24 protein-coding genes are annotated in these 25,357 nt (G+C 67.5%); 22 read left to right on the top strand and 2 right to left on the bottom strand.

The window, feature by feature from the left end:
- Positions 1–24 precede the first annotated feature (24 nt).
- Entirely contained in the window at positions 25–1,164 is a 1,140-nt protein-coding gene (locus KOE53_RS03995) for a serine hydrolase domain-containing protein (protein WP_188057462.1), read from the top strand.
- A gap of 14 nt (positions 1,165–1,178) precedes the next feature.
- Here the strand turns inward: KOE53_RS03995 and KOE53_RS03990 are convergent, their stop codons facing one another.
- Together KOE53_RS03990 and KOE53_RS03985 are read right to left on the bottom strand one after the other, a co-directional pair.
- Positions 1,179–2,384 carry an MFS transporter gene (locus KOE53_RS03990; RefSeq protein ID WP_188057461.1) on the bottom strand — a complete coding sequence of 402 codons (1,206 nt, stop codon included), beginning with the start codon at positions 2,382–2,384 and terminating at the stop codon, positions 1,179–1,181.
- The gene (locus KOE53_RS03985; RefSeq protein ID WP_188057460.1) at positions 2,374–3,057 is read right to left on the bottom strand and encodes a FadR/GntR family transcriptional regulator; all 684 of its coding nucleotides are present in this window, start codon (positions 3,055–3,057) and stop codon (positions 2,374–2,376) included. The genes KOE53_RS03990 and KOE53_RS03985 overlap by 11 nt, the downstream gene beginning before the upstream one ends.
- Before the next feature lie 93 nt (positions 3,058–3,150).
- Here KOE53_RS03985 and KOE53_RS03980 point away from each other — a divergent pair, with 93 nt between their 5' ends.
- The 21 genes from KOE53_RS03980 (at position 3,151) to KOE53_RS03880 (ending at position 25,330) form a co-directional block, all read left to right on the top strand.
- Positions 3,151–4,203: an amidohydrolase family protein gene (locus KOE53_RS03980; protein WP_353055577.1), complete on the top strand. Its 1,053-nt coding sequence runs from the start codon at positions 3,151–3,153 to the stop codon at positions 4,201–4,203.
- 106 nt (positions 4,204–4,309) lie between these two features.
- Entirely contained in the window at positions 4,310–5,950 is a 1,641-nt protein-coding gene (locus KOE53_RS03975; RefSeq protein WP_188057458.1) for an ABC transporter substrate-binding protein, read from the top strand.
- Positions 5,951–5,952: 2 nt separating this feature from the next.
- Positions 5,953–6,903: an ABC transporter permease gene (locus KOE53_RS03970; RefSeq protein ID WP_188044258.1), complete on the top strand. Its 951-nt coding sequence runs from the start codon at positions 5,953–5,955 to the stop codon at positions 6,901–6,903.
- Positions 6,900–7,781, top strand: coding sequence for an ABC transporter permease (locus tag KOE53_RS03965; protein WP_188044257.1), 882 nt, complete (start codon positions 6,900–6,902; stop codon positions 7,779–7,781). Before KOE53_RS03970 ends, KOE53_RS03965 begins: the two co-directional genes overlap by 4 nt.
- Entirely contained in the window at positions 7,781–8,638 is an 858-nt protein-coding gene (locus tag KOE53_RS03960; protein WP_188057457.1) for an ABC transporter ATP-binding protein, read from the top strand. Before KOE53_RS03965 ends, KOE53_RS03960 begins: the two co-directional genes overlap by 1 nt.
- Positions 8,635–9,456 carry an ABC transporter ATP-binding protein gene (locus KOE53_RS03955; RefSeq protein WP_188044255.1) on the top strand — a complete coding sequence of 274 codons (822 nt, stop codon included), beginning with the start codon at positions 8,635–8,637 and terminating at the stop codon, positions 9,454–9,456. The genes KOE53_RS03960 and KOE53_RS03955 overlap by 4 nt, the downstream gene beginning before the upstream one ends.
- Positions 9,453–10,946, top strand: coding sequence for a chlorohydrolase family protein (locus KOE53_RS03950; RefSeq protein ID WP_188057456.1), 1,494 nt, complete (start codon positions 9,453–9,455; stop codon positions 10,944–10,946). The genes KOE53_RS03955 and KOE53_RS03950 overlap by 4 nt, the downstream gene beginning before the upstream one ends.
- Before the next feature lie 249 nt (positions 10,947–11,195).
- Positions 11,196–12,248 carry an ABC transporter substrate-binding protein gene (locus tag KOE53_RS03945; protein WP_188057455.1) on the top strand — a complete coding sequence of 351 codons (1,053 nt, stop codon included), beginning with the start codon at positions 11,196–11,198 and terminating at the stop codon, positions 12,246–12,248.
- A 47-nt stretch (positions 12,249–12,295) separates the two neighbouring features.
- The gene (locus KOE53_RS03940) at positions 12,296–13,027 is read left to right on the top strand and encodes an amidohydrolase family protein (protein ID WP_188057454.1); all 732 of its coding nucleotides are present in this window, start codon (positions 12,296–12,298) and stop codon (positions 13,025–13,027) included.
- The gene (locus KOE53_RS03935) at positions 13,024–13,821 is read left to right on the top strand and encodes an ABC transporter ATP-binding protein (protein WP_188057453.1); all 798 of its coding nucleotides are present in this window, start codon (positions 13,024–13,026) and stop codon (positions 13,819–13,821) included. Before KOE53_RS03940 ends, KOE53_RS03935 begins: the two co-directional genes overlap by 4 nt.
- Positions 13,814–14,584: an ABC transporter permease gene (locus KOE53_RS03930; protein WP_188057452.1), complete on the top strand. Its 771-nt coding sequence runs from the start codon at positions 13,814–13,816 to the stop codon at positions 14,582–14,584. Before KOE53_RS03935 ends, KOE53_RS03930 begins: the two co-directional genes overlap by 8 nt.
- The gene (locus tag KOE53_RS03925; RefSeq protein ID WP_188057451.1) at positions 14,581–15,372 is read left to right on the top strand and encodes an ABC transporter permease; all 792 of its coding nucleotides are present in this window, start codon (positions 14,581–14,583) and stop codon (positions 15,370–15,372) included. Before KOE53_RS03930 ends, KOE53_RS03925 begins: the two co-directional genes overlap by 4 nt.
- Positions 15,369–16,799, top strand: a complete 1,431-nt coding sequence (locus tag KOE53_RS03920; RefSeq protein ID WP_188057450.1) for an amidohydrolase family protein — start codon at positions 15,369–15,371, stop codon at positions 16,797–16,799. Before KOE53_RS03925 ends, KOE53_RS03920 begins: the two co-directional genes overlap by 4 nt.
- The gene (locus KOE53_RS03915) at positions 16,796–17,662 is read left to right on the top strand and encodes an SMP-30/gluconolactonase/LRE family protein (RefSeq protein ID WP_188057449.1); all 867 of its coding nucleotides are present in this window, start codon (positions 16,796–16,798) and stop codon (positions 17,660–17,662) included. The genes KOE53_RS03920 and KOE53_RS03915 overlap by 4 nt, the downstream gene beginning before the upstream one ends.
- Positions 17,659–18,165 (top strand): VOC family protein, encoded by a 507-nt coding sequence (locus KOE53_RS03910; RefSeq protein WP_188057448.1) that lies wholly within the window; start codon positions 17,659–17,661, stop codon positions 18,163–18,165. The genes KOE53_RS03915 and KOE53_RS03910 overlap by 4 nt, the downstream gene beginning before the upstream one ends.
- Positions 18,146–19,123 (top strand): thiamine pyrophosphate-dependent dehydrogenase E1 component subunit alpha, encoded by a 978-nt coding sequence (locus tag KOE53_RS03905; RefSeq protein WP_188057447.1) that lies wholly within the window; start codon positions 18,146–18,148, stop codon positions 19,121–19,123. The genes KOE53_RS03910 and KOE53_RS03905 overlap by 20 nt, the downstream gene beginning before the upstream one ends.
- A gap of 4 nt (positions 19,124–19,127) precedes the next feature.
- A complete protein-coding gene (locus KOE53_RS03900) occupies positions 19,128–20,138 on the top strand; it encodes an alpha-ketoacid dehydrogenase subunit beta (RefSeq protein ID WP_188057446.1) in 1,011 nt (336 codons plus the stop codon).
- On the top strand, positions 20,135–20,875 hold the full coding sequence (locus KOE53_RS03895; protein ID WP_188057445.1) for an SDR family NAD(P)-dependent oxidoreductase: 741 nt from the start codon (positions 20,135–20,137) through the stop codon (positions 20,873–20,875). Before KOE53_RS03900 ends, KOE53_RS03895 begins: the two co-directional genes overlap by 4 nt.
- 45 nt (positions 20,876–20,920) lie before the next feature.
- A complete protein-coding gene (locus tag KOE53_RS03890; RefSeq protein ID WP_188057444.1) occupies positions 20,921–22,084 on the top strand; it encodes a M20 family metallopeptidase in 1,164 nt (387 codons plus the stop codon).
- A 7-nt stretch (positions 22,085–22,091) separates the two neighbouring features.
- Positions 22,092–23,795: a PucR family transcriptional regulator gene (locus KOE53_RS03885; protein ID WP_188057443.1), complete on the top strand. Its 1,704-nt coding sequence runs from the start codon at positions 22,092–22,094 to the stop codon at positions 23,793–23,795.
- On the top strand, positions 23,792–25,330 hold the full coding sequence (locus KOE53_RS03880) for a gamma-glutamyltransferase family protein (protein ID WP_188057442.1): 1,539 nt from the start codon (positions 23,792–23,794) through the stop codon (positions 25,328–25,330). Before KOE53_RS03885 ends, KOE53_RS03880 begins: the two co-directional genes overlap by 4 nt.
- Positions 25,331–25,357 lie beyond the last annotated feature (27 nt).

Here is a 25,357-nt window from a genome sequence, read left to right as displayed (position 1 = left end):
GGGGCGGCGTGTTCTACTTTTCGCATGAGTCGACATACGGGTGCGGTCGCCGCCGCCATTGCTGCCACGCTCGCGCTTGCCGGCTGTGCCGGTTCCGCGCCCGGGTCATACGATCCGGCCCCGACTGCCGCAGAAGCGAACACGGCGTGGGGAACGTCGCTCGAGTCGGCGGTCACGGGCATGCTCGGCGATACCGGGATCCCGGGCGCCGTCTTCCTCGTCACTCAGGACGGTAATGAGCTGTGGTCGTTCACCTACAACAGCCCTGACCAGGACGCGATCCCTGTCGCGATCAACCAGAACTTCGGCTACCGCAGCATCACCAAGTCGTTCACCGTGACGGCGCTGTTGATGCTGGTCGATGAGGGGAGCGTCTCGCTGCGCGACCCCATCTCGAAGTTCGTGGAGGGCGTGCCGGGCGGTGACGAGATCACGCTGCAAGACCTCGCCGAGATGCGCTCCGGCCTGGCGAACTATTCCGCGCTGCCGGAGATCGGTGTGCTGATCAATGACGACCCGACGGCGCCGCTGACGGACGATCAGCTGATCGGCCCGGCGCTCGCGGTGCCGCTGGCGTTTTCACCGGGCGCCCAGTTCTCGTACTCCAACACGAACACGATCCTGCTCGGAATGGTGATCGAGAAGGTGACCGGGGAGTCCTGGGCCGAGGCGGTCATGGAGCTCGCCACCGAGCCGCTCGGACTTGCCAGCGTTGCGTACCCGGCGGACGGCAAGATCGCCGACCCTGCGGCCACCCCCTACCAGTGGACCGACGAGGCGCTCGAGCCGCTGCCGGTCGTGTCACCTTCCATGTTCGGCGCTGCCGGCGGGCTGTTCGGCAGCGTCACGGACCTCGCCAGCTGGGCCGACGAGCTCGGCACTGGCTCGCTGCTCTCGGCGCAGACGCAGCAGGACCGGCTCGCCTCGTTCCACCCCGCGACGGGCGACCCGAACGCCCCCGAGTACGACGAGTACGGCATGGGTATGGGCAAGATCGGGGACTACGTCGGGCACACCGGAACGGGTCTCGGGTTCCAGGCTCTCGCGATGAACAACCCAGAGACCGGCGTCTCGGTCGCGATCCTGTTGAACAGCACGACGGCCGATTCGGACCTGCCCGCCCACCTATTCAAGCTGATGGAGCCGATACTGGCGACGCAGTAGCGTCTCGGCGCCGTCTACGCGCGCGCGGTCGCTGTGCCCGCGCCGCGCTGCGAGGCCCGCGATGCCGCGACTCCGAAGCAGGCCTCACCGACCACGGCGACGATGAGCCCCCCGACGATGAGTGACCAGGGGACGCCGGCGGCGGCAAGCAGCCCCATGGCGAGCGGGCCGAGAGCCGCGAGGGTGTAGCCCGCCCCCTGCGCAAAGGCCGAGAACGCGGATGTCTGGGCGACGCTCGGCGCGGTGAAGATGATGAGGCCGATCGCGATGCCGAATGCGGCGCTCTGCGCGATGCCCAGCAGACTCACCGCGAGCGGGGCGAGCGCGGTCGGGCCGAAGGCGACCCCCATCAGGCCGATGGCGGATAGGACCGAGAGCCCGACGATGAGTGGGGTGCGCAGCGCCGGCTTCGCGGCAAGCGTCGGAGCGAGCAGCGAGGCCGGCAAGCCGGCGATGCTCATGAGCGCGAGGAGGAGGCCGGCGTCGGCCGGGGCGAGCCCGCGATCGGTATAGACGGTGGGCAGCCACGAGGTGAGTGAGAAGTAGATGAGGGCCTGGCAGCCGAAGAACCCAGTTACGGCAAAGAGGCCGGGGGCCCGGGTGATGGGGCCCGCCTGGGGGCGCGCCGAGCTGGTGGCCGCTGGGGACGCCCTGCGCAGGCGCGGCAGCAGGATCGCGCCGACCGCCGCGGACCCTGCGAGGGGAACGCCCCAAGCGATGAGGGTGAGCGACGCCTGGTCGGTCAACGCGTGAAACAGCGGTACGGTCAGCGCCGCGCCGACGGCCGCACTGATGCCAAAGGAGGTGGTGTAGATCCCCGTCCAGAGCCCGGCGCGCTTGTCGAGGAAGTGTCGGATGAGCTGCGGGGCAAGGATGCCGAGGAGCGCGATAGCGGCACCGACGATCACGGTGCCGACGAAGAGCAGCGGGGTATTGAGTGGCCGCAGCAGCCCCGCGATTGCGAGGGCCACGAGCAGCAGGAGCAGCGCGCCCTCGAGCCCGAGCCGGCGCACGAGGAAGGGCGCGATGGGGGAGGCGAGGCCGAACAACAGCACCGGGGTGGCGGTAAGGATTGCGAGCCCGGTCTCGCCGAGGCCGAAGTGGTCGCCGAGGGCGGTGAGGATCGGCGAGACGGACGTGATGGGGAAGCGGACGCACAGTCCGATCGCGAGCACCATGATGCCCGCGGCGATGAGCGTCCCGCGACTCCTAGCGGTCATCGCCGAGCGACTGCGCCTGCTGGTCGAGGAGTCCGAGCGCGGCGGCGGCGGCTTGTTCGGGATCCTGCGCGAGCACCGCCTGGAAGAGCGCGTTGTGCAGGTCGGCGCGATCGGGGTCGGCGTTGCGCGTCAGGCACGAGTTATCGGCGACCGAGGTGCGCAGCGAGCCGTCGAAGCTTGCGTAGAGCCCCGCGAGCAAGGCGTTGCCGGAAGCCTCTGCGACGCCGACGTGAAACGCGACGTCGTGCGTGATGAACTGCTCGACATCGCCATCGGCGATCGCGCGCCGTCGACCCTCGAGGTTGCGCTCGAGGGCGGCGATGTCACGGTCGCCGCGGTGTGAGGCCGCGAGCTGGGCAGCCAGCGCGTCGAGGGCGCGACGGACTTGGATGACCTCCAAGCTGTCGGCGGTGCCGAGCGCGCGGCGCAGCGCGACTTGAGTGGCGTCGTCGGCGATGACGTAAGTGCCATCGCCCTGGCGGGTCTCGAGCAGGCCGAGCTGGACGAGCGAGCGCACTGCCTCGCGGACGGAGGGGCGGCTGACACCGAGCGTGTCGATGAGTTCGTGTTCGCTGGGGATTTTTCCGCCCACCGCCCAGTTGCCGGAGCTGATCTCAGCCTTGATCTGATCGACGACCTCGTCGACGAGAGACTTGCGGCGCACCTGCTGCATGAAAACCTCGTTTGAAATTGGGATGGTTGTGTGATTATCATATGTCATATGACCCGACGTTCGGGCATTCATTTGAGAGAGAGCCACACCGTCGTGACTACCCAAGCTACTGGACCCCTCCTCGCCGCACCCGCGCTGGTGGACGCCCACATTCACCCGGACAAGACCACGTGGGGAACCCCTTGGACTTCGCGCAAGCCCGCGAAGACGCTCGAGGAGCTCATCAAGAACGACCTCGAATCGACCTTCGACACCGGCACGGAGGAACGCTCGTTCGCGTTGCTCTCAAACGCCGTCGCGAACGGCACCCTCGCCATGCGCGCCCACGTCGACGTCTCGACGCAGACGGGCATTGCCAACGTGGTGGCGGTGCGCGCCGCCGCCGACCGCCTCGCCTCGCACCTCACCGTGCAGATCGTCGCCTTTCCTCAGTTCGGCCTCATCACCAACCCGGGCACGCTCGAGCTCATGCGCGAGTCACTGACCGCGGGCGCCGACCTCGTCGGCGGGATCGATCCAGCCGGGATCGAGGGCGACGTCGATGCGCACCTGGACGCCGTGTTTGGCCTGGCGCAGGAAGCAAGCCGCGACATCGACATCCATCTGCACGACGGCGGTGAGCTCGGTCTCGAGCAGATCCGCGAGATCGCCCGCCGCGCGAAGTCGCTCGGCATGCAGAATCGGGTCACCATCGGCCACGCCTTCGCCGCGTGCGACACCAGCCTGCCGAGCCTGCGCGAAACACTCGACGCGGTCGCCGACGCGGGCGTCTGGCTGACGACCTGCGCCCTCGGCGCTGATCCCGTGCCCGACCTCGACCTGTTCGAAGAGCACGGGGTGCGCCTCGCGCTCGGCTCTGACGGGGTGCGCGACTCGTGGAGCCCGTACGGCAACGGCAGCATGGTCGATCGCGCGCACCTGCTCGGCTACCGCACCGCCGCCCTCACCGACGCGGACCTCGAACGCTGCTACCGGCTCGCCTCGACCGCTGGCGGCGAGCTCCTCGGTGTTCCCGAGCTCGCGAGCTGGGGCGGCCCAGACTCGGCCACCCGGCTTGAATTCGCGGCGGAATCGATCGCACAGCTCGTCGCGGACCGGCCCGCGCCGAGCGCCGTGTACCGAAACGGCGTCCGCTACTCCGGCTAGCGGATCGCCGCTCGACGAGCGCCGCATCGGCCAGATATTGTCCGCCTCACCCGCACGAAGACCAGCACGTTCTCACTTCATCCCAACGAAAACAAAGGAGTTTTTCATGACTCGACGACCACTCGCCCTGCTGGGGGCCGCCGCCACGGCGACCCTCCTGCTTACCGCGTGCGCGGGCGGAGGTGGCGGTGCCGGTGGCGGCGGCGCGACCAAGCTCGACGTTGACCTCTCGAATCTGGCCACGACGACCGAGCCCGGTACGGCCGCGGTCGACGAGTTGAACTGGAACCTGCCCTACGAGCCGATGTCGCTCGATCCGCAGCACTCGTTCAACTACGCCGAAAACACGGTTATTGCGAACCTCTGCGACAGCCTGCTCCGCTTGAACCCCGACCTCTCGACGGGCCCGGGCCTCGCGGCGAGCGTCGAACAGCCCGACGACACGACCTACGTGTACACGCTGCAGGACGGCGTGACCTTCTGGGACGGTACGCCGCTGACGCCGGCCGATGTCGTGTACTCCCTGAGCCGTCAAGCCGGCCCCGACGCGACCTCGTACTACTCCGAGTACTTCACCTACTTCCAGTCGGCGGAGGTGACGGGCGAGAACCAGGTGACCGTGCGCCTGAGCCAGCCCGACGCACTCTTCGGCCAGGGCATGTCGAGCGCCGCGGGCGCCATCGTGCAGCAGCAGGCCGCCGAGGCCGGGGGAGAATCGTTCGGGACCCCCACCGCCGGGGTGCAGTGCACCGGGCCGTTCGAGCTTGCGGAGTGGAACGCCGGCAAGTCGATCGTGCTGACCAAGAACGCTGCCTACTGGGACGAGACGCTGATCCCGAAGGTCGAAAAGCTCACCTTCTCGGCAATCGCTGACGAATCGACCGCGGTCAATGCGTTGCGTTCGGGCGATGTCGACGGTCAGTTCTTCTACCTGCCCCCGGCCGGGTTGTCGCAGCTCGAGGGCTCGGACGAGGTCACGACCACCTACGGCAAGTCGTTCGTCTTCTGGACGCTCGCCGCAGCGGCGACCGACGGACTGTTCGCCAACCCCGAGGTGCGGGCCGCGCTGCTCGCCTCGATTGATCGAACCGCCGTCGCCGACGTCGTCTTCCAGGGGGCGGCTTTGCCCGCTCCGACGCTCGCTGGGCCCGACTACTGGGACACGCAGGCTGACATCTTTGAGCCCGCATGGAAGCAGTTCTCGACGAAGTCGGATCCTGCCGGAGCGACGAAGCTGCTCGAGGGGGCCGGGGACCTGAGCCAGCCGATCGTTATCGCGATTCAGGGCAGTTCCGCCGTCCACGAGCAGACCGCGAACCTGCTGCAGGCCGCGGGCGAAGCAATCGGGCTCACGATCGAGACCAAGGTGATCCCGGCCGAGCAGTACGGCAACCTGTACTTCGACCCCACCGCGCGCGAAGGCATCGATGCGTTTTTCACGACCTGGTACGGCAACATGGCTGACCCCCTCGACGTCTACAACGTCTTCGCGACTGGCGGGGACAGCAACTTCAACGGGTACGAAGCCGTCGGCGCTCAGATCGAGGCCGCGCGGCAGACCATTGATCCGGCTGAGCGCGCACAGCTCACCGTCGGAATTCAGGATCAGGTCACCCAGGACCTGCCCTGGATCCCGCTGAACTACATGCCGACAATCTTGGTCCAGAACGATCGGGTCTCGGGGGCCACTGCTTCGGTGGCGTACCTGTCCTACCCGTGGGCCGCGACCATTGGCGGCGTCGAGTAACGATGTCCCTCCCGTCCTATCTCCTGCGACGAGCGGGCGGCCTGGTGCTTGTGCTCCTGGTCACGTCGTTCATCGTGTTCGGACTGCTGTATCTCGCCCCGGGAAGCCCGCTCGCATTCGTGCTCGGGCCCCGGGGCGGGAGCCCCGAGCAGATCGCTGCAGTCACCGCGCAGTACCACCTGAACGACCCGTTCTTCGTGCGGTACTTCCGGTGGCTCGGCGACCTCGTCCGCGGCGACCTGGGGTACTCGATCGTGTACCGTCAGGACGTCTCTGACCTCATCGTGACGCGCCTCAGCACGACGGCCGCGCTGGTCGGCCTCGCCACCATCGTGATCGCGGTGGTCGGCATCGGCCTCGGCCTGATTGCCGCGCTCAAGGGCGGGCTCGCCGACCAGATCGTGAACGTCGTTGCGACGCTGGGCCTCTCGACCCCGGTGTTCGTAGTGGGTGTCGCGCTGATCAGCGTCTTCTCGGTCGGCCTCGGCTGGTTCCCGACCAACGGCAGCGGGAGCGGGGGACTGGACACCCTGTTCCACCTCTTCCTGCCTGCGGTCGCGCTCGCCGTGGCGAGCTCGGCCTATCTGGCCCGCATCACGCGGGCCTCGGTACTGGAGGAGAAAGGGCGCGAACACGTTCAGACGAGCGTCGCCCGTGGGCTGAGCTCGGGCGTGACGATCCGTCGGCACGTCCTGCGCAACGCCCTCATCCCGATCACCACCGTGATGGGCCTGACGATCGCCACCTTGATCGCCGGCGCCGTCGTCATCGAGAACGTGTTCGCCCTCGACGGACTCGGCTCGCTGCTCGTGCGTGCGATCATGCAGCGCGACTTCGCTGTCGTGCAGGCCGTGATCCTGGTGCTCGTGGTCGCCTTCGTCGTCGTGAACGCCATCGTCGACTTCCTCTACACGCTCATCGATCCGCGGATCTCACTGGGGAGCAAGCAATGACCGTACCGGCGACCACACAGATCGCGCTCGCGAAGGCGGCTCCCGTAGCGCCGTCCTGGTTCGCGCGCCTCTCCCGCAAGCTCGGTGGATCCGGCATGGTGGCCTCGGCGATCCTGCTGGTGATCGCGCTGGCGGCCCTGCTCGCGCCCTGGATCGCGCCGTACCCGCCCAACCAACCTGACCTCCTGGCCGCGCTGTCGGGGCCGAGCGCCGCGCACCCGCTCGGGGCGGACGCTCTCGGGCGTGACATCCTCTCTCGGGCCATGTGGGGTGCGCGCATCACGCTGGCGGGCCCGACGCTGGTGATCTTGATCGCGACCGTCGCGGGCACCGTGCTCGCCCTGGTCGCCGCGTGGTGTGGCGGGAAGATCGACACCGTCATCTCCTGGTTCCTCGACATCCTCTTCTCGGTGCCGGGTATCGTCTTCGGCCTCATCGCCGTCGCGATTTTCGGCCCGAACCTGATGACCGTCGTGATCGGCCTCTCGATCGGCTTCGTGCCCTACGTTGCCCGGGTCGTGCGTGGGGCGGCGCTGCGCGAGCGCAACATGCCGTACGTCCAGGCCGCTTGGCTGCAGGGCCAGTCGGGCGTCTCGATCACGCTCAAGCAGATCCTGCCGAACGTGCAGCCCATCATCGTGGCGCAGGCGGTCTCGTCCCTCGGCTTCGCGGTGATCGACCTCGCCGCAGTCTCGTTCCTGGGGCTCGGCGTGCAACCGCCGACGGCCGACCTTGGCCTCATGGTGAAGAGCGGGTTTGACTCGCTGCTGCGCGGACAACCGACCGAGGCGATCGTCGCCGGTGCCGGCATCGTGCTCATCGTGTGGTGCATTACCGCAATCGGCGACAAGCTCGCCTCGAACGTGAGGACCTACTGATGAGCGCTCCGCTGCTCCAAGTCGATGATCTGCGGGCGACGCTCGTCACCCGCGACCAGACGCTGTCGCTCTTGAACGGCATCTCGATCAGCCTTGAGCCGGGCGAGGCGCTCGGCCTCGTCGGCGAGTCCGGGTCGGGCAAGTCGCTCACCACCCGCGCGATCATGCGCATGCTCGACCCGAATTTCCGTGTCGGCGGCGACGTCAAGTTCGACGGGAAATCGGTCCTCGGCATGAACCGTGCCGAGCTGCGCCACTACCGCGGCACCGACGTCGGCATGATCTTCCAGGATCCGCGCGCTCACGTGAACCCCGTTCACCGCATTGGCGACTTCCTCACCGAGGCGCTCGTGCGCAACCGGGGCATGGACCGCGCCGAAGTCGAGAAGCGCGCGGTCGCGCTGCTCGACGAGGTGGGGGTGCGCAACCCCGAGCAGCGCCTCACGCAGTACCCGCACGAGCTCTCGGGCGGGCTCCTGCAGCGCGTGCTCATCGCGAGCGTGCTGCTCGCCGAGCCGAAGCTGATCCTGGCGGACGAGCCAACCACCGCGCTCGACGTGACGGCGCAGTCCGATGTGATGGCCATTCTTGAGGAGCAGCGCCAGGCGCGCGGCCTCTCGCTGCTGTTCATCACACACGACCTGGAGCTGGCGCAGGCCTGCTGTGACCGGCTCGCGGTGATGTACGCGGGCGAGATCGTCGAGCAGGGCGCGCACGTATACGACGCGCCGACCCACCCCTACACGCGGGAGCTGTTGGGGGCTCGGCCCAGCATTGACGTGCGAGCCGAGCGCCTTCCCGTGCTCCACTACTCCATCGACATGCACCAAGCACTGAAAGCTGAGGCCGCACTGTGACGAACGACGCCATCATCTCTGCGCACGGGCTGCGCAAGGAGTTTCACAGCGCGGGTCGCGCCCCGGTCGTCGCAGTCGACGACGTCTCGTTCGAGCTGTTCCCGAACGAGTGCCTCGCGATCGTGGGCGAGTCGGGGTCGGGGAAGACGACCGTCGCGCGCATGCTCGTCGGCCTTGAGTCCATCACCGGCGGCACCGTGCACGTGCACGGGAAGCCGAGGGCGGGCGGGGTGCGACGCCTCGCCGACCGGCGCCGCTGGGCTCGCGAGGTGCAGTATGTCTTCCAGGATCCCTACTCTTCCCTCAACGGGCGCCAGAAGATCGGTGACGTGATCTCCTCCAACGTTCGCTTGCACGCCGAATCGGGGCAGAGCGCTCGGCAGATCGAGAACCGCGCGCACGAGATCCTCGAGAGCGTCGGGCTCGACACGAAGTTCTACGGCCGCTTGCCGCGCGAGCTCTCGGGCGGTCAGCGACAGCGCGTGGCCATCGCCCGTGCGCTCGCGGCGAACCCCGAGGTGATCGTGTTGGATGAGGCCGTCGCCGCGCTCGACGTGTCGATCCAGGCGCAGATCCTGAACCTCCTCAGCGATATCCGGGCAGAGCAACAGGTGAGCTACCTCTTCATCTCGCACGACCTCGCCGTGGTGAACCAGATCTCGGACCGCATGATCGTGATGGAGCAGGGCAAGGTCGTCGACTCGGGAAACACCGCCGAGCTGCTGGCGAACCCGGTGCACCCCTACACCCGCGCGCTGCGTGCGGCGGTGCCGGGGCCCGGGTGGAAGCCGGTGCGACGTGAAAAGCTGAGTGCATGACGACGTTTCTCACCGCGCGATATGTGCTCGCCCACGACGGCCGGCGGATGGTGGAGCTGCGTGACGCGGTCGTCGTGACCGAGGGCGACGCGATTGTCGCGATCGCGCACGGTGAGGACGCCGAGGCGATGGTGGCGGCCGCGGCCGACGACCCGCGCGCCGAGGTCATCGACCTTGGGAACAGCCTGCTGATGCCCGGGCTCATTGACCTCGACGCCCTCACGGACATTGATCACCTGAACCTCGACTCGTGGTGGACGCCCGAACACGACGCCCGGCTCAACTGGTCCAGCGCCTATGCCGCCGCTGGCGCGCGAGACGTGCTGAGCGCGACCGAGCGCAGCACGCTGCGGCGCTATGCGCTTGTGCAGCTCGTGCTGCACGGCATCACCTCTGCGATGCCCATTGCCACCGAGGTGCACGGCGCATGGGCCGAGACCCACGACGACCTGCTCGACGTCGCGCGCACCGCGAGCGAGCTGGGACTTCGCACCTTCCTTGGCCCCTCCTACCGAAGCGCGGTACACACGACTTCTGCGGAGGGTGTCCCCGCAATGCACTGGGACGAGCCTCGCGGCTGGGCCGGGTTCCGCGATGCGGTGCGCTTCCTCGACACCGCCGATGCGCTGCAGGATCCCCTCGTCACCGGGATCCTGGCGCCGTGCCGGGTCGAGACCGTTGCCGAGGACGTGCTGCGGGCGACCGCGGAGGAGAGCGCCCGGCGCGGCACCCTCGTGCGTGCGCACGCCACGCAGGAACTCTCGGAGCGGGAGATCATTCGCGGTCGATACGAGGCGACGCCGCTCGAGTTCCTGGCGCGCGTGGGGCTGCTGAACGACCGGCTCATCCTCGCGCACGGCGTCTACCTCGACGTGCACCCCGAAATCCTCGGGCGAGACACGGGGGAGCTTGCCACGCTCGCCGCCGCTGGCGTCTCGATCGTGCACTGCCCGCTGACGAACGCGCGCTACGCGTTCCTCCTCGAAAAGCTCTCGCAGTACCTGGCGCGGGGCATCAACGTCGCACTCGGAACGGACTCGTTCCCGCCCGACCTCATTCGGGCGATCGATACGGGGGTGCAGACCGCGAAGGCGCAGCACGGTAACCTCGGCGCCGGCATGCTCGCCGAGTACATCGAGGCCGCAACCCTGGGCGGCGCCCAGGCGCTGCACCGCGGCGACCTCGGCCGCATCGCGGAGGGCTCGACGGCTGACCTCGTCGCGTTCTCGCTCGACGACTTCCGCATGGGCGTGACGGACGACCCCGTGCGCACCCTCGTGCTGTCGGGCACGGCGCGCGACGCCCACTTCAGCATGGTGCACGGCAGGGTGATCATGCGAGACGGCGTCGTGCCCGGCGTGGACCTCGGCGAACTCGCCCGCGACGGGCAGCGCATCTTCGAGAAGTTGCGCGCAGCCTACGCCGAGCGCGATTACCTGGGCGGAACCGAGCGCGAGCTCTTTCCGCCAGTGTTCCCCGCGGGTTCCTAGCGCGAGAAAAATGCCCGCGGCGGCCCCGCCAACGGTCCGCTTACACACTGTAAGCTGCCGCCCCAATCTGCTGACGCTCTGCGAATTGAGCCCGGCTGCCTGCTCCGCGATGCTGGGTCCAGTGAGTGACGCCTGCAATGGCGAAACAGCTGACAGTGCAGTCAGGTGAGACCCCTCCCGTGTCGATTTTTTCTGCGTTGTCGAATGTCCACGAATGAAGTATCCACTTCCACAGTTAGGGCTGAACCAATGAAGATTCAGAGTCGAAGCAAGTGGCTTTCCCGAGGTGCCCGAGCTGCCGCACTGGCGCTCGCGCTGACTCTGGGCGCGACCGCATGCGCAGGTGGCGGGGGCGCCCCGGCCAGTGAAGGCGGCACCGAGCTCACTCCGGTGAACTACCAATTCAACTGGCTGAAGCTGACGCAGTTCGGTGGCTTCTTCGCCGCGGACCGCGAGGGCTTCTACGAGGATGAGGGGATCAAAGCGGAGTTCACCGCCGGTGGTTCCAATATTCTCTCCTGGCAGCAGGTCGTGACGGGCAAGGCGCTGCTCGGCGACGAGGACAACACCAACGCGCTCGTCGCGATCGAAGACGGGCAGCCGCTCGTCATCATTGGCACCGTGTTTCAGACCTCGCCCTTCTCGATCATCAGCCTCGCGGACGACCCGATCGAATCGATCGACGACTTCGAGGGCCGCACCATCGCGGTATCGGATGCCTCACTCGCGCAGTTCCAAGCCCTCGTCGAAGCGGCGGGGATCCCGAAGGACTCGGTGACGTTCGTCTCGGCCGGCACCGACCCGTCGCAGCTGACGACCGGCCAGGTCAGCGGCTACGCCGGCTACGCCACCTCCCAGGGCGCGGCGCTCGAGGAGCAGGGCATCAAGGTGCACACGCTGTTCCTGGAAGACCTCGGCGTCCCGAGCTACGGCAACGTCATCGTGACGACGAAGGAAAACCTCGAAAAGAACCGCGAGACCATCGTGAACTTCATGCGGGCCAGCGCCATGGGCTTTGAATTCATGAACGCGAATCCGAAAGATATTGCCGCCTACGTGGTCAACGAGGTCAACCCGGCGGGCGGGCTTGACCTGGCTACTGAGGAGCGCACCGCCGAGATTCAGCGCGAGCTGATCGAGTCACCCGACGGCGTTCTCCGGGTCGACCCGACGAAGATGCAGGCCATCATCGATGCGCTCGTCGATGCGGGAACGCTCAAGTCAGGCATCACGGCGAGTGACATCGTCGATACCTCGATTCTCGACGAAGTGTACGGCACCAAGACCACCCTGCTGCCGTAGTCACTCTCGACCCCGCGGCACGACCACCCATCGGCAAAGGAGCCATCTTGATCATCGACGCGTACAACAACACCTGGCAGGCTGGCGGGACCTCGGACTACCTGACGGCCGAGTCCTACACCCCGGAAACCATGATCCGGCACATGGACGAGGCCGGGGTGGACAAGGCGGTCGGGTGCTCGCTGGGGCAGATGATCGACAACGACTTCATCGCTGAGACGGTGGAACAGTCGCGGGGTCGAGTGATCGGATTCGGGCAGGTAGACCCGCGTAAGAACGATGCGGTGCAGGTGGTCAACGACGTCGCCCGTCTCGGGCTCAAGGGGCTCAAGCTGCACCCGACGATGCACGGCTACCACTTCGCCGACCATGGCCTGCTCGATCCGGTGTTCACCGCGGCAGCGGACAACGGGCTGACCGTGCTCGTCAATGCGCTCGACGACCCGTTCTGCGCGCCGTTCTCGATCGAGGAGATCTCGAAGGCGTTCCCGAACGTGCCGCTGTTGATCGCCCACATGGGCACCGTTTGGAACGTGACCGAGGCCATGATCGTGGCAGAGCGCAACGAGCACATCTACCTCGAGACCTCGGGTACCCAGCTGATCGAGGTGCAGATGGCCTACCGGCGCCTCGGCGCCGAAAAGCTCGTCATGGGCACGGACTGGCCGGGCAACCACTTCGACCTCGAGCGCGCAAAGATCGCGCGGGCGATCCCCGATGCGGACGATCGCGCGCTCGTAGAAGGCCTCAATCTCGGACGGATCCTGGGGATCTCATGAGCCTCGCGACCGAAACCGAGGTACTCTCGGTGCGCGGAGTCGGGATGGACTTCACGACGAACGAGGGCACCTACACCGCGCTCGACGGGGTCAACATCGAGGTCCCGGTCGGCGGGTTTACCACCCTGCTCGGCCCCTCGGGCTGCGGCAAGTCGACGCTCCTGCGCATCATCGCCGACATCCTCGAGCCCACCCGCGGCAGCCTGAGCCTGTTCGGCCAGACCCCGCGGGCGGCCAGAGAAGACGGCGCGTTCGGATTCGTGTTCCAGGATCCGGTGCTGCTGCCCTGGCGGACCTGCCTGGAGAACGCTGCCCTGCCGCTGCAGGTTACGGGGGTCGCTCGCCGCGAGCGTACCGAGCGGGCGATGGAGATGCTGCGGCTGGTTGGCCTCGAGGGGTTCGAACACCGCATGCCGACGCAGATCTCGGGCGGTATGGCACGCCGGGTCGCGATCGCGCGTGCACTCGTCCTCTCACCCAGGATCCTGTTCCTCGATGAGCCGTTCAACGGACTCGACGAGCTGCGCCGGCGGCAGATGAACGAGGAGATGCAGCGCATCTGGCTCGAGACCGGCACCACCGCGATCCTTGTGACGCACAACGTGAGCGAGGCGATCTTCATGTCGGATCGGGTGCTCGTGATGGGCAGAAACCCGGGCCGCGTGATCGCCGACGAACGGATCGATCTGCCGCGCCCCCGGACACAGAACCTCACCCGATCGCCCGAGTTTCTCGCCTACGAGGACGGGCTGACCCGACTCCTGACGGACGCCTACCGAGGCGTCGATGACTAGGGGGAGCCGACTCGTCGTGCCGGTGATCTTCTATGCGCTGGTGGTGGTTGGCTGGGAGCTCGTCGGTAGGAGCATCACGGACCCGGCCTCGGCGCTCATCCCGCCGAGCGAAATCCTGGCCACCCTCTGGCAAAAGCGCGTTGCCTTCGGGCTGAACACGCTCACGACTCTCGGGGAGACCGCGGCCGGACTCGCTCTCGCAATCGTCGTTGCGGTCGTGCTCACCCTCATCATTGACCGGTTTCGTCTCTTCGGCGAGGGGCTCTACCGGCTTGCCCTCATCATCTACTCCATCCCGCTCATCGCTCTCGCGCCGGCCCTCATCGCCGCGATCGGGCTCGGCATCGGCAGCAAGATCGTCATCGCGATGCTCGGCGCATACTTCCCGATCGTCGTCAACGTGACGAGCGCGCTGCGGACCCAAGACGCCCGGGTGCTGGAACTTGGCAAGGTGCTCAACCTCTCCTACGGCAGCACGCTTTGGCGGCTCCGCGCCCCGGCAGCCTTGCCGGACTTCCTCGCGTCGCTGAAGATCGCGGCGCCCGCGGCATTCATCGCGGCGATCATCGCGGAGTGGATTGGCGCCGAGTCTGGCCTTGGCCTCGCGATGATGCATGCCATGTTCGGCTACAAGATGGCCGACCTCTGGGCGATCCTGCTGCTTGCGACCGCGATCAACGGGTTGCTCATCTTGATTTTCGGACTGATCGCCAGGTACGCCACCCCCTGGCACGCGAGTTCGCAACGGAGGGCCGAGGTATGACCGTCACACAGACCCTCAACATCCCGCGTCCGCAGAAACGGCGCCTCGTAGACACTCGCGGCGCGCTCATCACCTCGAGTGCGCTCCTCATCACCCTGGTGCTCTGGCAGCTCGCGGTATGGATCTTCAACATCCCGAACTTCATTCTGCCGTCGCCGCTGCTCATCCTGGCGGAGGCGGAGTGGGGCATCGTCCTCGCGGCAGCCACACAGACGATCCTGTCGGTACTGCTCGGTTTCGCCGTGGGTAACCTGGTCGGCTTCGCGCTCGCTGTCGCGATCTCCGCGTCTCCGCTGCTGTCGAACATCATCTACCCGGGCGCCATTGTCGTGCGTTCCGTCCCGGTGGTGGCGCTCGCACCGTTCATTACGCTCGCGTTCGGACGCGGGGCAATGGCCACCGTCGTCGTCGCGGCCATGATCGTCTTCTTTCCGACACTCATTAACTCCCTGCAGGGCCTGAAGTCGGTCTCGACAGAGTCGATGGAGCTGATGAAGGTGCTCAACGCGTCGCGGCTCACGCGGTACACCCGCCTGCGCATCCCGGCCTCGATGCCCTCGTTCTTTAGCGCGCTGCGCATCGCCGCCCCGAACGCCGTGCTGGGCGTCATGACGGCCGAGTGGATCGTGGGAGGAGGCCTCGGGCACCTCATCATCACCTCCTGGCTGGCACTGCGGATGCCGACGATGTGGGGGGCCGTGATTGCCTCCGCGGTTATCGCTGCGCTGCTCTTCTCGCTGGTCGCGCTCGCCGAGCGCTTTGTTATCGGTTGGGCGAAGACCACATGAGCACCGTCTTCCGCTGTGAGGCACTCGTCACGCATGCCGGGGCTCCTGTCGAGTTCGACATGGCGATCGTCGTGCGAGACGGCGCGATCGCCCGGGTGTTGCCGTTTGCCGAGCTGGACCCGGTACAGGACGAGGACAGCGTGACCCGGTTAGCGGGCCTCACGCTCCCGGGCCTGATCGACGCCCACAGCCACCTGCGCAGCGCCCCGGCGGTGCACCAGGCGAAGCTTCCGAACCTGGTGCTCGAACAGTGGCTGTATGCGCTCGGCGGGCTCACCGACCTTCCGGATCTCGAGGACCAGCGGCTCGCCGCGCACGAGCTGGTAGGCGCCGGAATCACGAGCGCCCAGATCCTCTCGCACACCTGGGCGGGCCTGCCCGGCCGGCTGTCCGAGCTGTCCGCGACCATCGGGGCGATTCGCGAATCCGGGCTGAGGGCGCTGCTCGTTCTGGGGCTCACCGATCAGGCGGAGTTCACGCCGCTACCGCTGCCCGCGGAGCTTTCCGCGGTGGAAGATCCGGAGCGCGGGATCACGGCGAGCGAGTGGCCCGAGCTGGTCGAACGCGCAGCGGCCCTGGTCGCGGATCCTGCCGACCGCATCACCCTTGGGGTGGGCCCCGTCGCGCCCCAGTGGTGCAGCGATGAGGCCCTCACCGCGATCGCGCTCAGCCGCGACGGTCGTCGGGTGCACACCCACCTCCACGAGAGCCCGACGCAGCGCACCTGGTTGGGGGACGGCGAATCTCCCATTGAACGGCTCGATCGAGCCGGCCTGCTGGGGGAGTTCACCTCGGCCGCCCACGGCGTCGACCTCAACGACGCCGAGATCGAGCGCCTCGCCGGGGCCCACGCCACACTTGTGCACTGCCCCGTATCGAACCGAACGCTCGGCGTGGGCGCAGCGAACGTGGCGCAGTGGGAACGCCACGGCGTTCAGACCGCGCTCGGGCTCGACAGCCAATCACGGTACCGCCCGGATCCGTTCGCCGAGATGCGCGCAGCGCGGGAGACGGCGAACTCCCGGGGCCAAGTGCTGACCGCCACCACCGTGCTTGAGATGGCGACCAGTGGCGGCGCAGCCGCGCTGGGCATCCGGGCGGGGGCACTCGCGCCCGGCATGCTCGCCGATTTCGTTTCGTTGGCGTTTACGGATCTTGACCCGGTCGACAGCGTGGATCCCGCCCTCGCCGGCGAGACAATCGCCGAACGCATCGTGGCCGAGGCGAGCCCCGAGCTCGTGGGCACCGTCGTCATCGGCGGCACCCAGCACTGGCCGGTGAGCACGGACCGCCTGCACGAACTTGCCAAGATCGAGCGCCTTCTCGAGGCGCTGATCCGAGTCGACACCGATGGACGGGAGAGGCGCATGACGCAACGCACCGAGACGATCGACGCGCTGGCCGGCGTCGTCGGGGCCGGCCGATGATCCGGCTGGAGGCTCGTGTCAGCCACCCCGAGCGGGCACAGCTGGGCGAGGGCCCGCTCTGGCACGGGGAAGCGTTGTTCTGGGTGGACATCCTGGGCGGCCGAGTCCTGCGGAGCGCCGAGACGGGAACGAAGGTGCTGCGGACCCTTGGCGAGCCGGTGAGCGCGGTCTTCCCGCACACGGACGGCGGCTTCGTGCTGCTGATCGACTCCCGCATCGAGTTCGTCGACGACGTCTTCGCCACGACCCGGTGCATCGAGGTCTTTCCCGCGGGCGGAGATTCCCGCCTCTCAGATGGCGCGATTGGCCCCGGCGGTGAACTCTGGTTCGGCAGTCTGCGGCACGACCTGCAGCCCGGGGGTGCGCTCTACCGGCTGCGGCCGGGGGAGACCGCGCCGACCGTAGTACACGAAGGGCTTGGCATGCCCAACGGCATCGCGTTCTCGCCGGATCTCGCGCACATGTACTTCGTGGACAGCGCTGCCCGCACGCTCACCGTCTGGGACTACGAGCCGATCGGCATGGAGGTCAGTAGCCCTCGGGTGCTCGCCACCTTCGACGAGGCGGACGGCACGCCAGACGGCATCGCCGTGGACGCGGTCGGCGGCGTGTGGGTCGCGCACTGGGCCGGGGGGAGCGTCCGTCGACTCGAGCTCGACGGAAGCTGGAGCCAGGAAGTGCTCGTTCCCGCAGACAACGTCACGAGCTGCGTGTTCGGCGGGCCAAACTTGCAGACGCTCTTCATCACTACAGCGACTGCTGGGCTCGGCCCATCCGAGCTCGCGGCTCAGCCGAGCGCCGGGTCGGTTTTCAGCATCACCCTGCCCATCGGCGGCACCGTCGCGCAGGCGGCGAAAGTATGAGCGCCTCGACGGCTGGGAAGTCTGGCGGGCTCGTCGGCGCCTGGCAACAGCACCACACCGGGATCGTCGTCGCCGACCTTGACCAGGACCTGGCGTTCTATCAGCGGGTACTCGGATTCGAGATTGCCTTCGAAGCGCGCGGCATGACCGACCTGTTCCAGCGCACCGTCGGGCTCGCCGGGGTGCGGTGCGACCTCGTGCAGCTGGTCAACCGGGCGACCGGATCGCGCCTGGAGCTCATCGAGGTGACCGGGGTGCCCGATGGGACAGACCCGACGCTACCCGTGCACGTCGGGATCGCGCACACCGCGTACCTCGTAGCCGACCTCGCGGCGGCAGCTGCGCTCGTCGCGCACAACGGCGGAGAAATGCTGGGCGAAATCGTCGACTTCGAGGAGGGGCCCGCGGCCTACTTCCGAACAGCGGGCGGCACCGTCATCGAACTTGAACAGGCAACGAACACTGCACACGAGGAGGACCACAGTGTCACACACGTCCGTTGAAACGTATCGCCTGATGAGGCTCATGCGTGAGTTTGAGGAAGCCTGCATCCGGGGGGTTGCCGAGCGCCACATCCACGGCGAAGTGCACGTGGCGGTCGGGCAGGAGGCGATCGGTGCGGCGCTCTCGGGCGTCCTCCGGGACAGCGATGCCCTCGTGAGCACGCACCGCAACCACCTCCACGCCATCGCGAAGCGGGTGCCGCTTCGCCCGCTCCTCGCCGAGATATTCGAACGCGCCACCGGGATCTGCGGCGGCTTCGGCGGTCATATGCACATCTTCGATCCGGCGCACAAGTTCTCGACGACCGGCATTGTCGGGGGTTCGGTCCCGGTCGCGCTCGGCCACGCGTACGCCGCTCGACTGCGGGGCACGGACGACATCGCGGTGTCGGTGATTGGCGACGGTTCGGTGAACACCGGCGGATTCGCTGAGAGCATGAACATGGCGGGCGCCATGAAACTGCCGCTCGTCATCGTGGTGGAGAACAACGAGTGGGCGATCTCCGTGCCGTTCTCGGAGTCGAGCGCGACCGCCACGATCGCCGAGCGCGCACCGGCATTCGGGGCGCGGGGCATGCGGGTTGACGGACTCGACAGCGCGGCGGTTTGCGACGCCTTCGTCGAGGCGGTCGGGCATGCGCGAAGCGGGGCGGGCCCGGTCATTCTTGAGGCGACCTGCTACCGGTTCCGTGGCCACTACGAGGGCGACCTTGACTTGTATCGCGATGCCGCCGAGAAGTCCGAGCGGCACCAGGAGCGCGACCCCCTCGTGCTCGCCAGGCAGCGCATGTTCGCGGACGGCACGGCATCGACCGCCGAGCTCGACGAGGTTGACGCGGAGGTGGCGGCAGAGATCCTCGCTCTGGTCGACAGCGTGCTCTTGGACCCCTTCCCCGACCCGGCCACTGCGCGCCGCCACGTATTCAGTTCCGGCCTCGACCTTCCCGCGGGAGTGTAGCGATATGAGCACGATCAGACAGAACATCAATATTTCCCAGGCGATCGCGGAGAGCCTCCGCCTCGAGATGGAAGCGGACGAGCGGGTGCTCGTGCTGGGCGAGGATGTCGGTCGCCAGGGCGGAGTGTTTGGCAGCACGCGCGGCCTGCAAAAGGCGTACGGCGCCGAGCGGGTGCTCGACACCCCCATCTCCGAGATGGCCTTCACGGGCATGGCGGTCGGGCTCGCGATGGAGGGGTACCGGCCGGTCGTTGAGATCATGTTCGCCGACTTCATCGGCGTCTGCCTCGAGCAGATCTACAACGCCATGGCGAAGATTCCCTACATGTCCGGGGGAACGGTGTCGATGCCAATCGTCGTGAAGACGGCGGGTGGAGCGATCGGATCCGCCGCCCAGCACTCGCAGAGCCTCTGGGGGACGTTTGCGCACCTTCCCGGGCTGCGGGTGGTCGCCCCGTCGTCTCCACACGACAGCAAGGGCATGATGGCGGCCGCCGTGCTCTCGGACGACCCCGTCGTCTTCATCGAACACAAGGGGCTGCTGCTCAAGAAGGCGGCCAGCTTCACGCACGGCACCGAGGTGCCCAAGGAGCGCTACCTCGTCTCGTTGGACCAGGCAAACGTGGTGCGCGCAGGAACCGACCTCACGATTGTCACTCTGAGCGCTACGGTCGGAGCGGCGCTCGAGGCGGCTGATGTTTTGGCGGAGGCGGGGACCAGCGTCGAGGTGATTGACCTGCGCAGCGTGGTCCCGATCGACTGGGCGACGATCGTCGAGTCACTGCGCAAGACGCGGAAGCTGCTCGTGGTGGACGAGGACTACCTCGGGTTCGGCCTGAGCGGTGAGATTGTGACCGGCGCCATCGAGCGACTCGGTCTGCGAGGGCTCGACCAGGCGGCACGGCACGGGCTGGCGAATGTGCCGATCCCCGCTTCGATCACGCTGGAGCAGGCGGTGCTGCCCACTTCCGAGTCCATTGTCCGCGCGGTACGCCGCATGGAGGAGGACTCATGAGCGACCCCGTGGCCGTGGTCTTCGGCGGCACCGGCGCCATCGGCAAAGGGATTGCGCACGCGCTCGCGGACGACGGATTCCGCGTCGTGGTCTCCGATATCGGCGCGACCGGTCCCGACCTGTCGGCGCTTTCTGGGGAGGGTCACGACTACGTGCAGTGCGACGTCACCGACATCGACGGAGTGCGCCGCGTGTTTGCGCCGGGCTCGCTGGGCGGAGCCGCCGCGGCGGTCGTGTACGCGGCGGGGGTGAACTACACCGGACCCGTCGTGACCACTGACTGGTCGGCGTTCGACCGGCTGCAGTCGGTCAACCTCAAGGGAGCGTTTCACGTCGCAGCAGCGGCCCAGGAACTGGCTCAGCCTCAGGCGTATGTGTTCATCGCCTCGGTTGCGGGGTTGTCGGGGGAGGCCGGCGGGTCCGTGTACTGCTCGACCAAGTTTGGCCTGCTGGGGTTCGTGCAGTCGTTCGCGGCCGAGATCGCGAAGAGCGGTGCTCGGGCGAACGCGGTCTGCCCGGGGAACGTCGACTCTCCGCTTTTGCGGGCCCTCGCCGGTTCGGTTGCCGAACGGGAGGCAACGACACCCGACGAGATCCTCACCCGGTTTGCCGCCGATTCCGCGTTCGAGCGGCTCATCAGTATCGCTGAGGTCGCCGACGCCACCGCCTTTCTCGTGTCGCAAAAGGCCAGCGGAATCAGCGGGCAATCACTCGTCGTCGACGGCCCGCCGAACTAACGCCCGCGACGCACACCTACTTCCCGCAGACAAAGGAATGCTCACATGATCAACGTTGATTCGGTAATTCGCGACACCCAGAGCCTCATTGGCATCGATAGCCAGAACCCTGGCCCGCTCGAGGCGGAGTGCGCGAACTGGGTGGTTGAGCGACTCACGAGTGCGGGCCTCACCCCGACGCGGCATGAGGTCGAGCCGGGTCGCGACAACATCATTGCGACGGTGGTTGGCAGCGATCGGGAAGCTCCTCGCCTCGTGATTCTGGGGCACATGGACACGGTCCCCGTCGGCGAGGGCTGGACCTACCCGCCGTTTGGCGGAGTGATCGACAATGGAAATCTGTACGGTCGCGGTGCCTGCGACATGAAGGCGGGGCTCGCGCTCGGCATCGGGTTACTCGACGCACTGGTGCAGACCGGGACGCAGCCAAGGGGCGATGTGGTGCTGGTCGCCACGGTCGACGAGGAGGCGCCCGGCATGCTCGGCGCGCATCAGCTCGTCGCGGACGGGTTCATTCGGGCGACCGATCAGGTGCTGGCCCCCGAGCCCACGGGCATGCGCCTGCGGCAACGCCAGATGGGTCTGCGCTGGCTCACCCTTACGGTCACCGGTCGCATGGCGCACGCCGGTCGTGCACACCTCGGAATCGACGCAAACCACGTGCTCGCGCAAATCGTCGACCAGATCAAGACGGTCTTTGGCGCGCTACCATTTGACGATGAGATTCTCGGACGAGCTCGGTTCACTTGCGGCACGCTGCACGGCGGGGTCGCCCCGAATGTCGTTCCCGGAAGCGCGACCGCAGAGTTCGATCTGCGCATCGTCCCGCCGCTCGTTCCCGAGGACGCGGTGACGATGGTCGAACGGGTCGCCGACGCCGTGATGGCCCGCCACCCGGGAGCTCAATACTCGATCGATCTGCTCGGCGCGAGGCGCCCTCCGGTGGGCGCCGATGGTGACTCGAAGATCATTCAGGGATTGCAGGCCGCGTACGTGGAGCACACGGGGGCACTCGCCGAGATCGGCGGCGCGGACGGACATGAGGCCTATACCGACGCGTCGATGATTGCGGCGTTGACCGGGAGCACGTCGTGCACCGTGCTCGGCCCGGGAGCGACCGACGAGGCGCACACGGTCGACGAGTTCGTCCCGCTGGCAGACATCGAGCTCGGCGCGCGGCTGATGTGGACCCTCGTGCAGCAGTGGTGAGCGCACCATGACCGGCGGGCACTCGCTTCGCCCACAGCTGCCGAGCGTCGCGCAGGTGCTGCAATTCGATTCGTTGGTCGCGGCAGACCCCGTGGTCGTTGCTGGCGCCGCAGGGCTCACGCGTACCGTGCGCTGGATGCACGTGAGTGAGCTCGCCTCGATCGCGGGGCACCTGCGCGGGCGGGAGATGATCCTCACCACGGGGATCGCGTTGCCCGACGACGACGCGGGGCTTCGGCGGTTCGTTGCCGAGCTCGCGCGCATCGACGTCTCCGCGATCGTCATCGGGCTGGGACCGCACTTCGAACGTAGCCTGCCGCTCGCCATGATGCAGGCTGCGGACGAATTTGCCCTGCCGCTCATCGTCCTGCGCCGGCACACTGCTTTCGTCGACGTGACCGAGGATGTGCACGCGCGGCTCGTCGACAGCCAGATCGCGCAGCTCCAGCTTTCCGAGCGGATCCACGAGACGTTCAGCGCGATGGTCTTGCAGGGCAGCAGCACGGTCGCGATCCTCGAGCAGGTCTCGCAGCTCTGCGGACGTCCGATCGTGCTTGAGAATCTGAACCACGAGCTTCTGGAGGTGTTCGCGGGGCCCCGGCCGCGCAACGATGTCATCGCCGAATGGGCTGAGCACACGCGCAGCCACCGCTCGAAGCGACGCACTGACTACGACCAGCGCACGGGCTGGCTCGTCACCACGGTCGGCGCGCGCTCCGATGACTGGGGTCGCCTCATCATCATGTCTGCCGCGGACGACACCCTGCCGCGCGGGCTCGAACCGGATCCGCTTCGCGCAGTCCAGCACACCCTGATCATGCTGATCGAGCGGGCCGCGTCGACCATCGCGCTCGGGCGGCTGATCGAGCGCGATCGCGGCGTGCTGCAGCAGCAGACGCACCGGAGCGTACTGATAGGGCTCCTGGCCGGCGGCGGCGCCACGGCCGAGGCGGCACGTGAAGCGGCGGCGATTGGTGTGCCCATCGCAGACGCGTCGACCCTTTCGATCGCGATCCGGGGAGTCCGGAGGACGGACGGAGTGACGAACGAAGGGGAGGCCCTGCCGAGCATCGCCGACCGCATTCGCCGGAAGTGCGAGCTGGTGGCCTTGCCGTTTCTCGGCGCACAGATCGACGAGTCGGTGCTCGCTTCTGTGATCTCCGCGCCCACGGAAGAGACGCTTATCCGGCTGACACGTCCGCTGCTCGCGTCCTTTGCGGAGATCGACGCAGGGGAGATCACGATTGCTGTCTCAGGCCCCGCGCTCGGTGTCGCGGCGACAGCCGAGGCGCTCGCCGAGGTGCTCGAGACCGCCGAGGCCGCCTCGCGTCTGGCGGCGCGTCCGAACCCGGTGCGCATCGATGATCTGGGACTGGAGGGATTACTGTTCTCGCTCGCTGGAGACCCCAAGCTTCGGGCCTTCTCTCGTCGTGCGCTCTCAGCCCTTCGCGCATACGACGCCCGCCACGAGACGGCGCTGATCGACGCGTTGCGCCACTTCCTATTCGCCGGTCGAAATAAGTCGCTGGCGGCGAAGCGCGCGTTCGTGTCGCGTCCCTGGCTGTATGAACAGCTCGAACGCGTGGAGACGGTGCTTGGCATCGATCTCGGCGACGAAGCAATGTGCGTCCAACTGCAGGTCGCGATCTTGAGCGACGACGTCCGGTCGCGCGCCTACCCATCCGCATCTCACCACCAGGGGGAATCATGACGCAGAACGCATCTCTGCCGCACCGCGGCGCCGTGGCTACTCCGCATGCCAGCGCGACCGAAGTGGGGGCCGCAGTGCTCCGCGCCGGTGGGAACGCAATCGACGCGGCGGTGGCGGCCGCCGCGGCACTCTGCGTGGTCTACCCGAACAACGTTGCGCTCGGAAGTGACCTCGTCGCGCTGGTACAGACCCCGAGCGGTGAGGTCATAGAGATGAACGCCACAGGCGGTGCGCCGCTCGGGCGAGACCTCGACGGCATGCGGAGCCGGCATGGGGACGCACTCCCGATGTATGGTGCCGACACCATTAACGTGCCCGGTGCCGTGCGCGGGTGGGAGCTAATGCTCATGCTTGGCGGCAGCCGGAGCTGGTCCGAACTACTCCAGCCCGCTATCGGGCTGGCGCGCGACGGGGTGCCCATGCCGAGCTCGGTGGCGAAGGGCATTCGCTCGCTCGAAGACCTGTTACTGGCGGACCCGGGGTGCGCCGAGGTCTTCTTCCGCGACGGTCAGCCGATTGCCGAGGGCGAGCTCTTCCAGCAGCCAGCGCTCGCCAACACCCTCGAGCTCCTGGCGAACACAGGACCGGACGAGTTCTATCGGGGGGAACTCGCGTCGCGCTGGCTGAGCGCCCTCCAGGAGCGAGGCTCGGCGCTGACCACCCGCGACCTGGAGAGCTTTGCCCCACGGACGGGCCCATCGCTCAGTGTGCAGCTCGGTGAGCTGACGGTGCATTCGAGCCGCCCCAATACGCAGGGCTTCGCTCTGCTGCGGGCGCTGCGCGAGGCCATGACAGCGGGCGCCCACGGAATCGACCCGCTCGCGCTCGCGCTCGCGTTCACACGCACCAACGCGATTCGCGATCAATACCTGGCCGATCCCCAGTTCGGTGGGGCAAGCGGCGAGGAACTCTTGGAGGTTCCGGTCCCTGAGCGGGTCGACTCGCAGTTTAAAGGCCGGCCCATGGGCGACACTATAGGCATCGCAGTCTCAAGTGCCGACGGCTACGCGGTCTCGTTGATCCAGTCGGTGTACTTCCAGTTCGGCGCGGCGGTGCTCGACCCATCGACCGGGATCCTGTTTCAGAACCGGGGCACCTCGTTCTCGTTGTCACCGAAGGCCGCCAACGCCTATGCGCCGGGAAAGCGGCCGAGCCACACGCTCATGCCGGTCCTCATTCACGACGGCGGCACCCTGCGATACGTGTCATCGACAATGGGCGGCCAGGGCCAGCCGCAGATCCACGCACAGCTGTTAGCCGCGGGGCTAGCGGGGGATAGCCCCGCGGAGGCAGTCGCACGTCCGCGCTGGCTGGTCGGTCGCCAGGCACCCGCCGATACCCCAGCAACCGTGACGGTTGAGGGCGATGTCGATGATGCGCTGATCACCCGGTTTCTCGAGGCCGGGCTAGAGCCGAAGTCCGTGCCGCAGTGGAGTGACTCGGTCGGGCACGCGAACCTCATTGAGATTCGTGCCAGCGGGGAGGTTCTGGCGGCGAGCGATCCGCGCTCGGACGGCTCCGCGACCGTCGTTTGAGCCGGCGAGACCGCCTGAGCGCAAAGC

The sequence above is a fragment of the Leucobacter sp. CX87 genome, from assembly GCF_018682295.1.
Classification (GTDB): Bacteria; Actinomycetota; Actinomycetes; order Actinomycetales; family Microbacteriaceae; genus Cx-87.
Note: the sequence above shows the minus strand (reverse complement) of the source record. Positions and strands in the feature narration are given on the sequence as shown.

What these genes read in the sequence shown, in the direction of transcription:
- KOE53_RS03985 (WP_188057460.1), bottom strand. Translation starts at nt 3,057, where the DNA reads ATGCAGCAGGTGCGCCGCAAGTCTCTCGTCGACGAGGTCGTCGATCAG.
- KOE53_RS03895 (WP_188057445.1), top strand. Translation starts at nt 20,135, where the DNA reads ATGAGCGACCCCGTGGCCGTGGTCTTCGGCGGCACCGGCGCCATCGGC.
- KOE53_RS03975 (WP_188057458.1), top strand. Translation starts at nt 4,310, where the DNA reads ATGACTCGACGACCACTCGCCCTGCTGGGGGCCGCCGCCACGGCGACC.
- KOE53_RS03950 (WP_188057456.1), top strand. Translation starts at nt 9,453, where the DNA reads ATGACGACGTTTCTCACCGCGCGATATGTGCTCGCCCACGACGGCCGG.
- KOE53_RS03880 (WP_188057442.1), top strand. Translation starts at nt 23,792, where the DNA reads ATGACGCAGAACGCATCTCTGCCGCACCGCGGCGCCGTGGCTACTCCG.
- KOE53_RS03945 (WP_188057455.1), top strand. Translation starts at nt 11,196, where the DNA reads ATGAAGATTCAGAGTCGAAGCAAGTGGCTTTCCCGAGGTGCCCGAGCT.
- KOE53_RS03935 (WP_188057453.1), top strand. Translation starts at nt 13,024, where the DNA reads ATGAGCCTCGCGACCGAAACCGAGGTACTCTCGGTGCGCGGAGTCGGG.
- KOE53_RS03960 (WP_188057457.1), top strand. Translation starts at nt 7,781, where the DNA reads ATGAGCGCTCCGCTGCTCCAAGTCGATGATCTGCGGGCGACGCTCGTC.
- KOE53_RS03890 (WP_188057444.1), top strand. Translation starts at nt 20,921, where the DNA reads ATGATCAACGTTGATTCGGTAATTCGCGACACCCAGAGCCTCATTGGC.
- KOE53_RS03990 (WP_188057461.1), bottom strand. Translation starts at nt 2,384, where the DNA reads ATGACCGCTAGGAGTCGCGGGACGCTCATCGCCGCGGGCATCATGGTG.
- KOE53_RS03900 (WP_188057446.1), top strand. Translation starts at nt 19,128, where the DNA reads ATGAGCACGATCAGACAGAACATCAATATTTCCCAGGCGATCGCGGAG.
- KOE53_RS03925 (WP_188057451.1), top strand. Translation starts at nt 14,581, where the DNA reads ATGACCGTCACACAGACCCTCAACATCCCGCGTCCGCAGAAACGGCGC.
- KOE53_RS03965 (WP_188044257.1), top strand. Translation starts at nt 6,900, where the DNA reads ATGACCGTACCGGCGACCACACAGATCGCGCTCGCGAAGGCGGCTCCC.
- KOE53_RS03970 (WP_188044258.1), top strand. Translation starts at nt 5,953, where the DNA reads ATGTCCCTCCCGTCCTATCTCCTGCGACGAGCGGGCGGCCTGGTGCTT.
- KOE53_RS03995 (WP_188057462.1), top strand. Translation starts at nt 25, where the DNA reads ATGAGTCGACATACGGGTGCGGTCGCCGCCGCCATTGCTGCCACGCTC.
- KOE53_RS03910 (WP_188057448.1), top strand. Translation starts at nt 17,659, where the DNA reads ATGAGCGCCTCGACGGCTGGGAAGTCTGGCGGGCTCGTCGGCGCCTGG.
- KOE53_RS03920 (WP_188057450.1), top strand. Translation starts at nt 15,369, where the DNA reads ATGAGCACCGTCTTCCGCTGTGAGGCACTCGTCACGCATGCCGGGGCT.
- KOE53_RS03915 (WP_188057449.1), top strand. Translation starts at nt 16,796, where the DNA reads ATGATCCGGCTGGAGGCTCGTGTCAGCCACCCCGAGCGGGCACAGCTG.
- KOE53_RS03930 (WP_188057452.1), top strand. Translation starts at nt 13,814, where the DNA reads ATGACTAGGGGGAGCCGACTCGTCGTGCCGGTGATCTTCTATGCGCTG.
- KOE53_RS03885 (WP_188057443.1), top strand. Translation starts at nt 22,092, where the DNA reads ATGACCGGCGGGCACTCGCTTCGCCCACAGCTGCCGAGCGTCGCGCAG.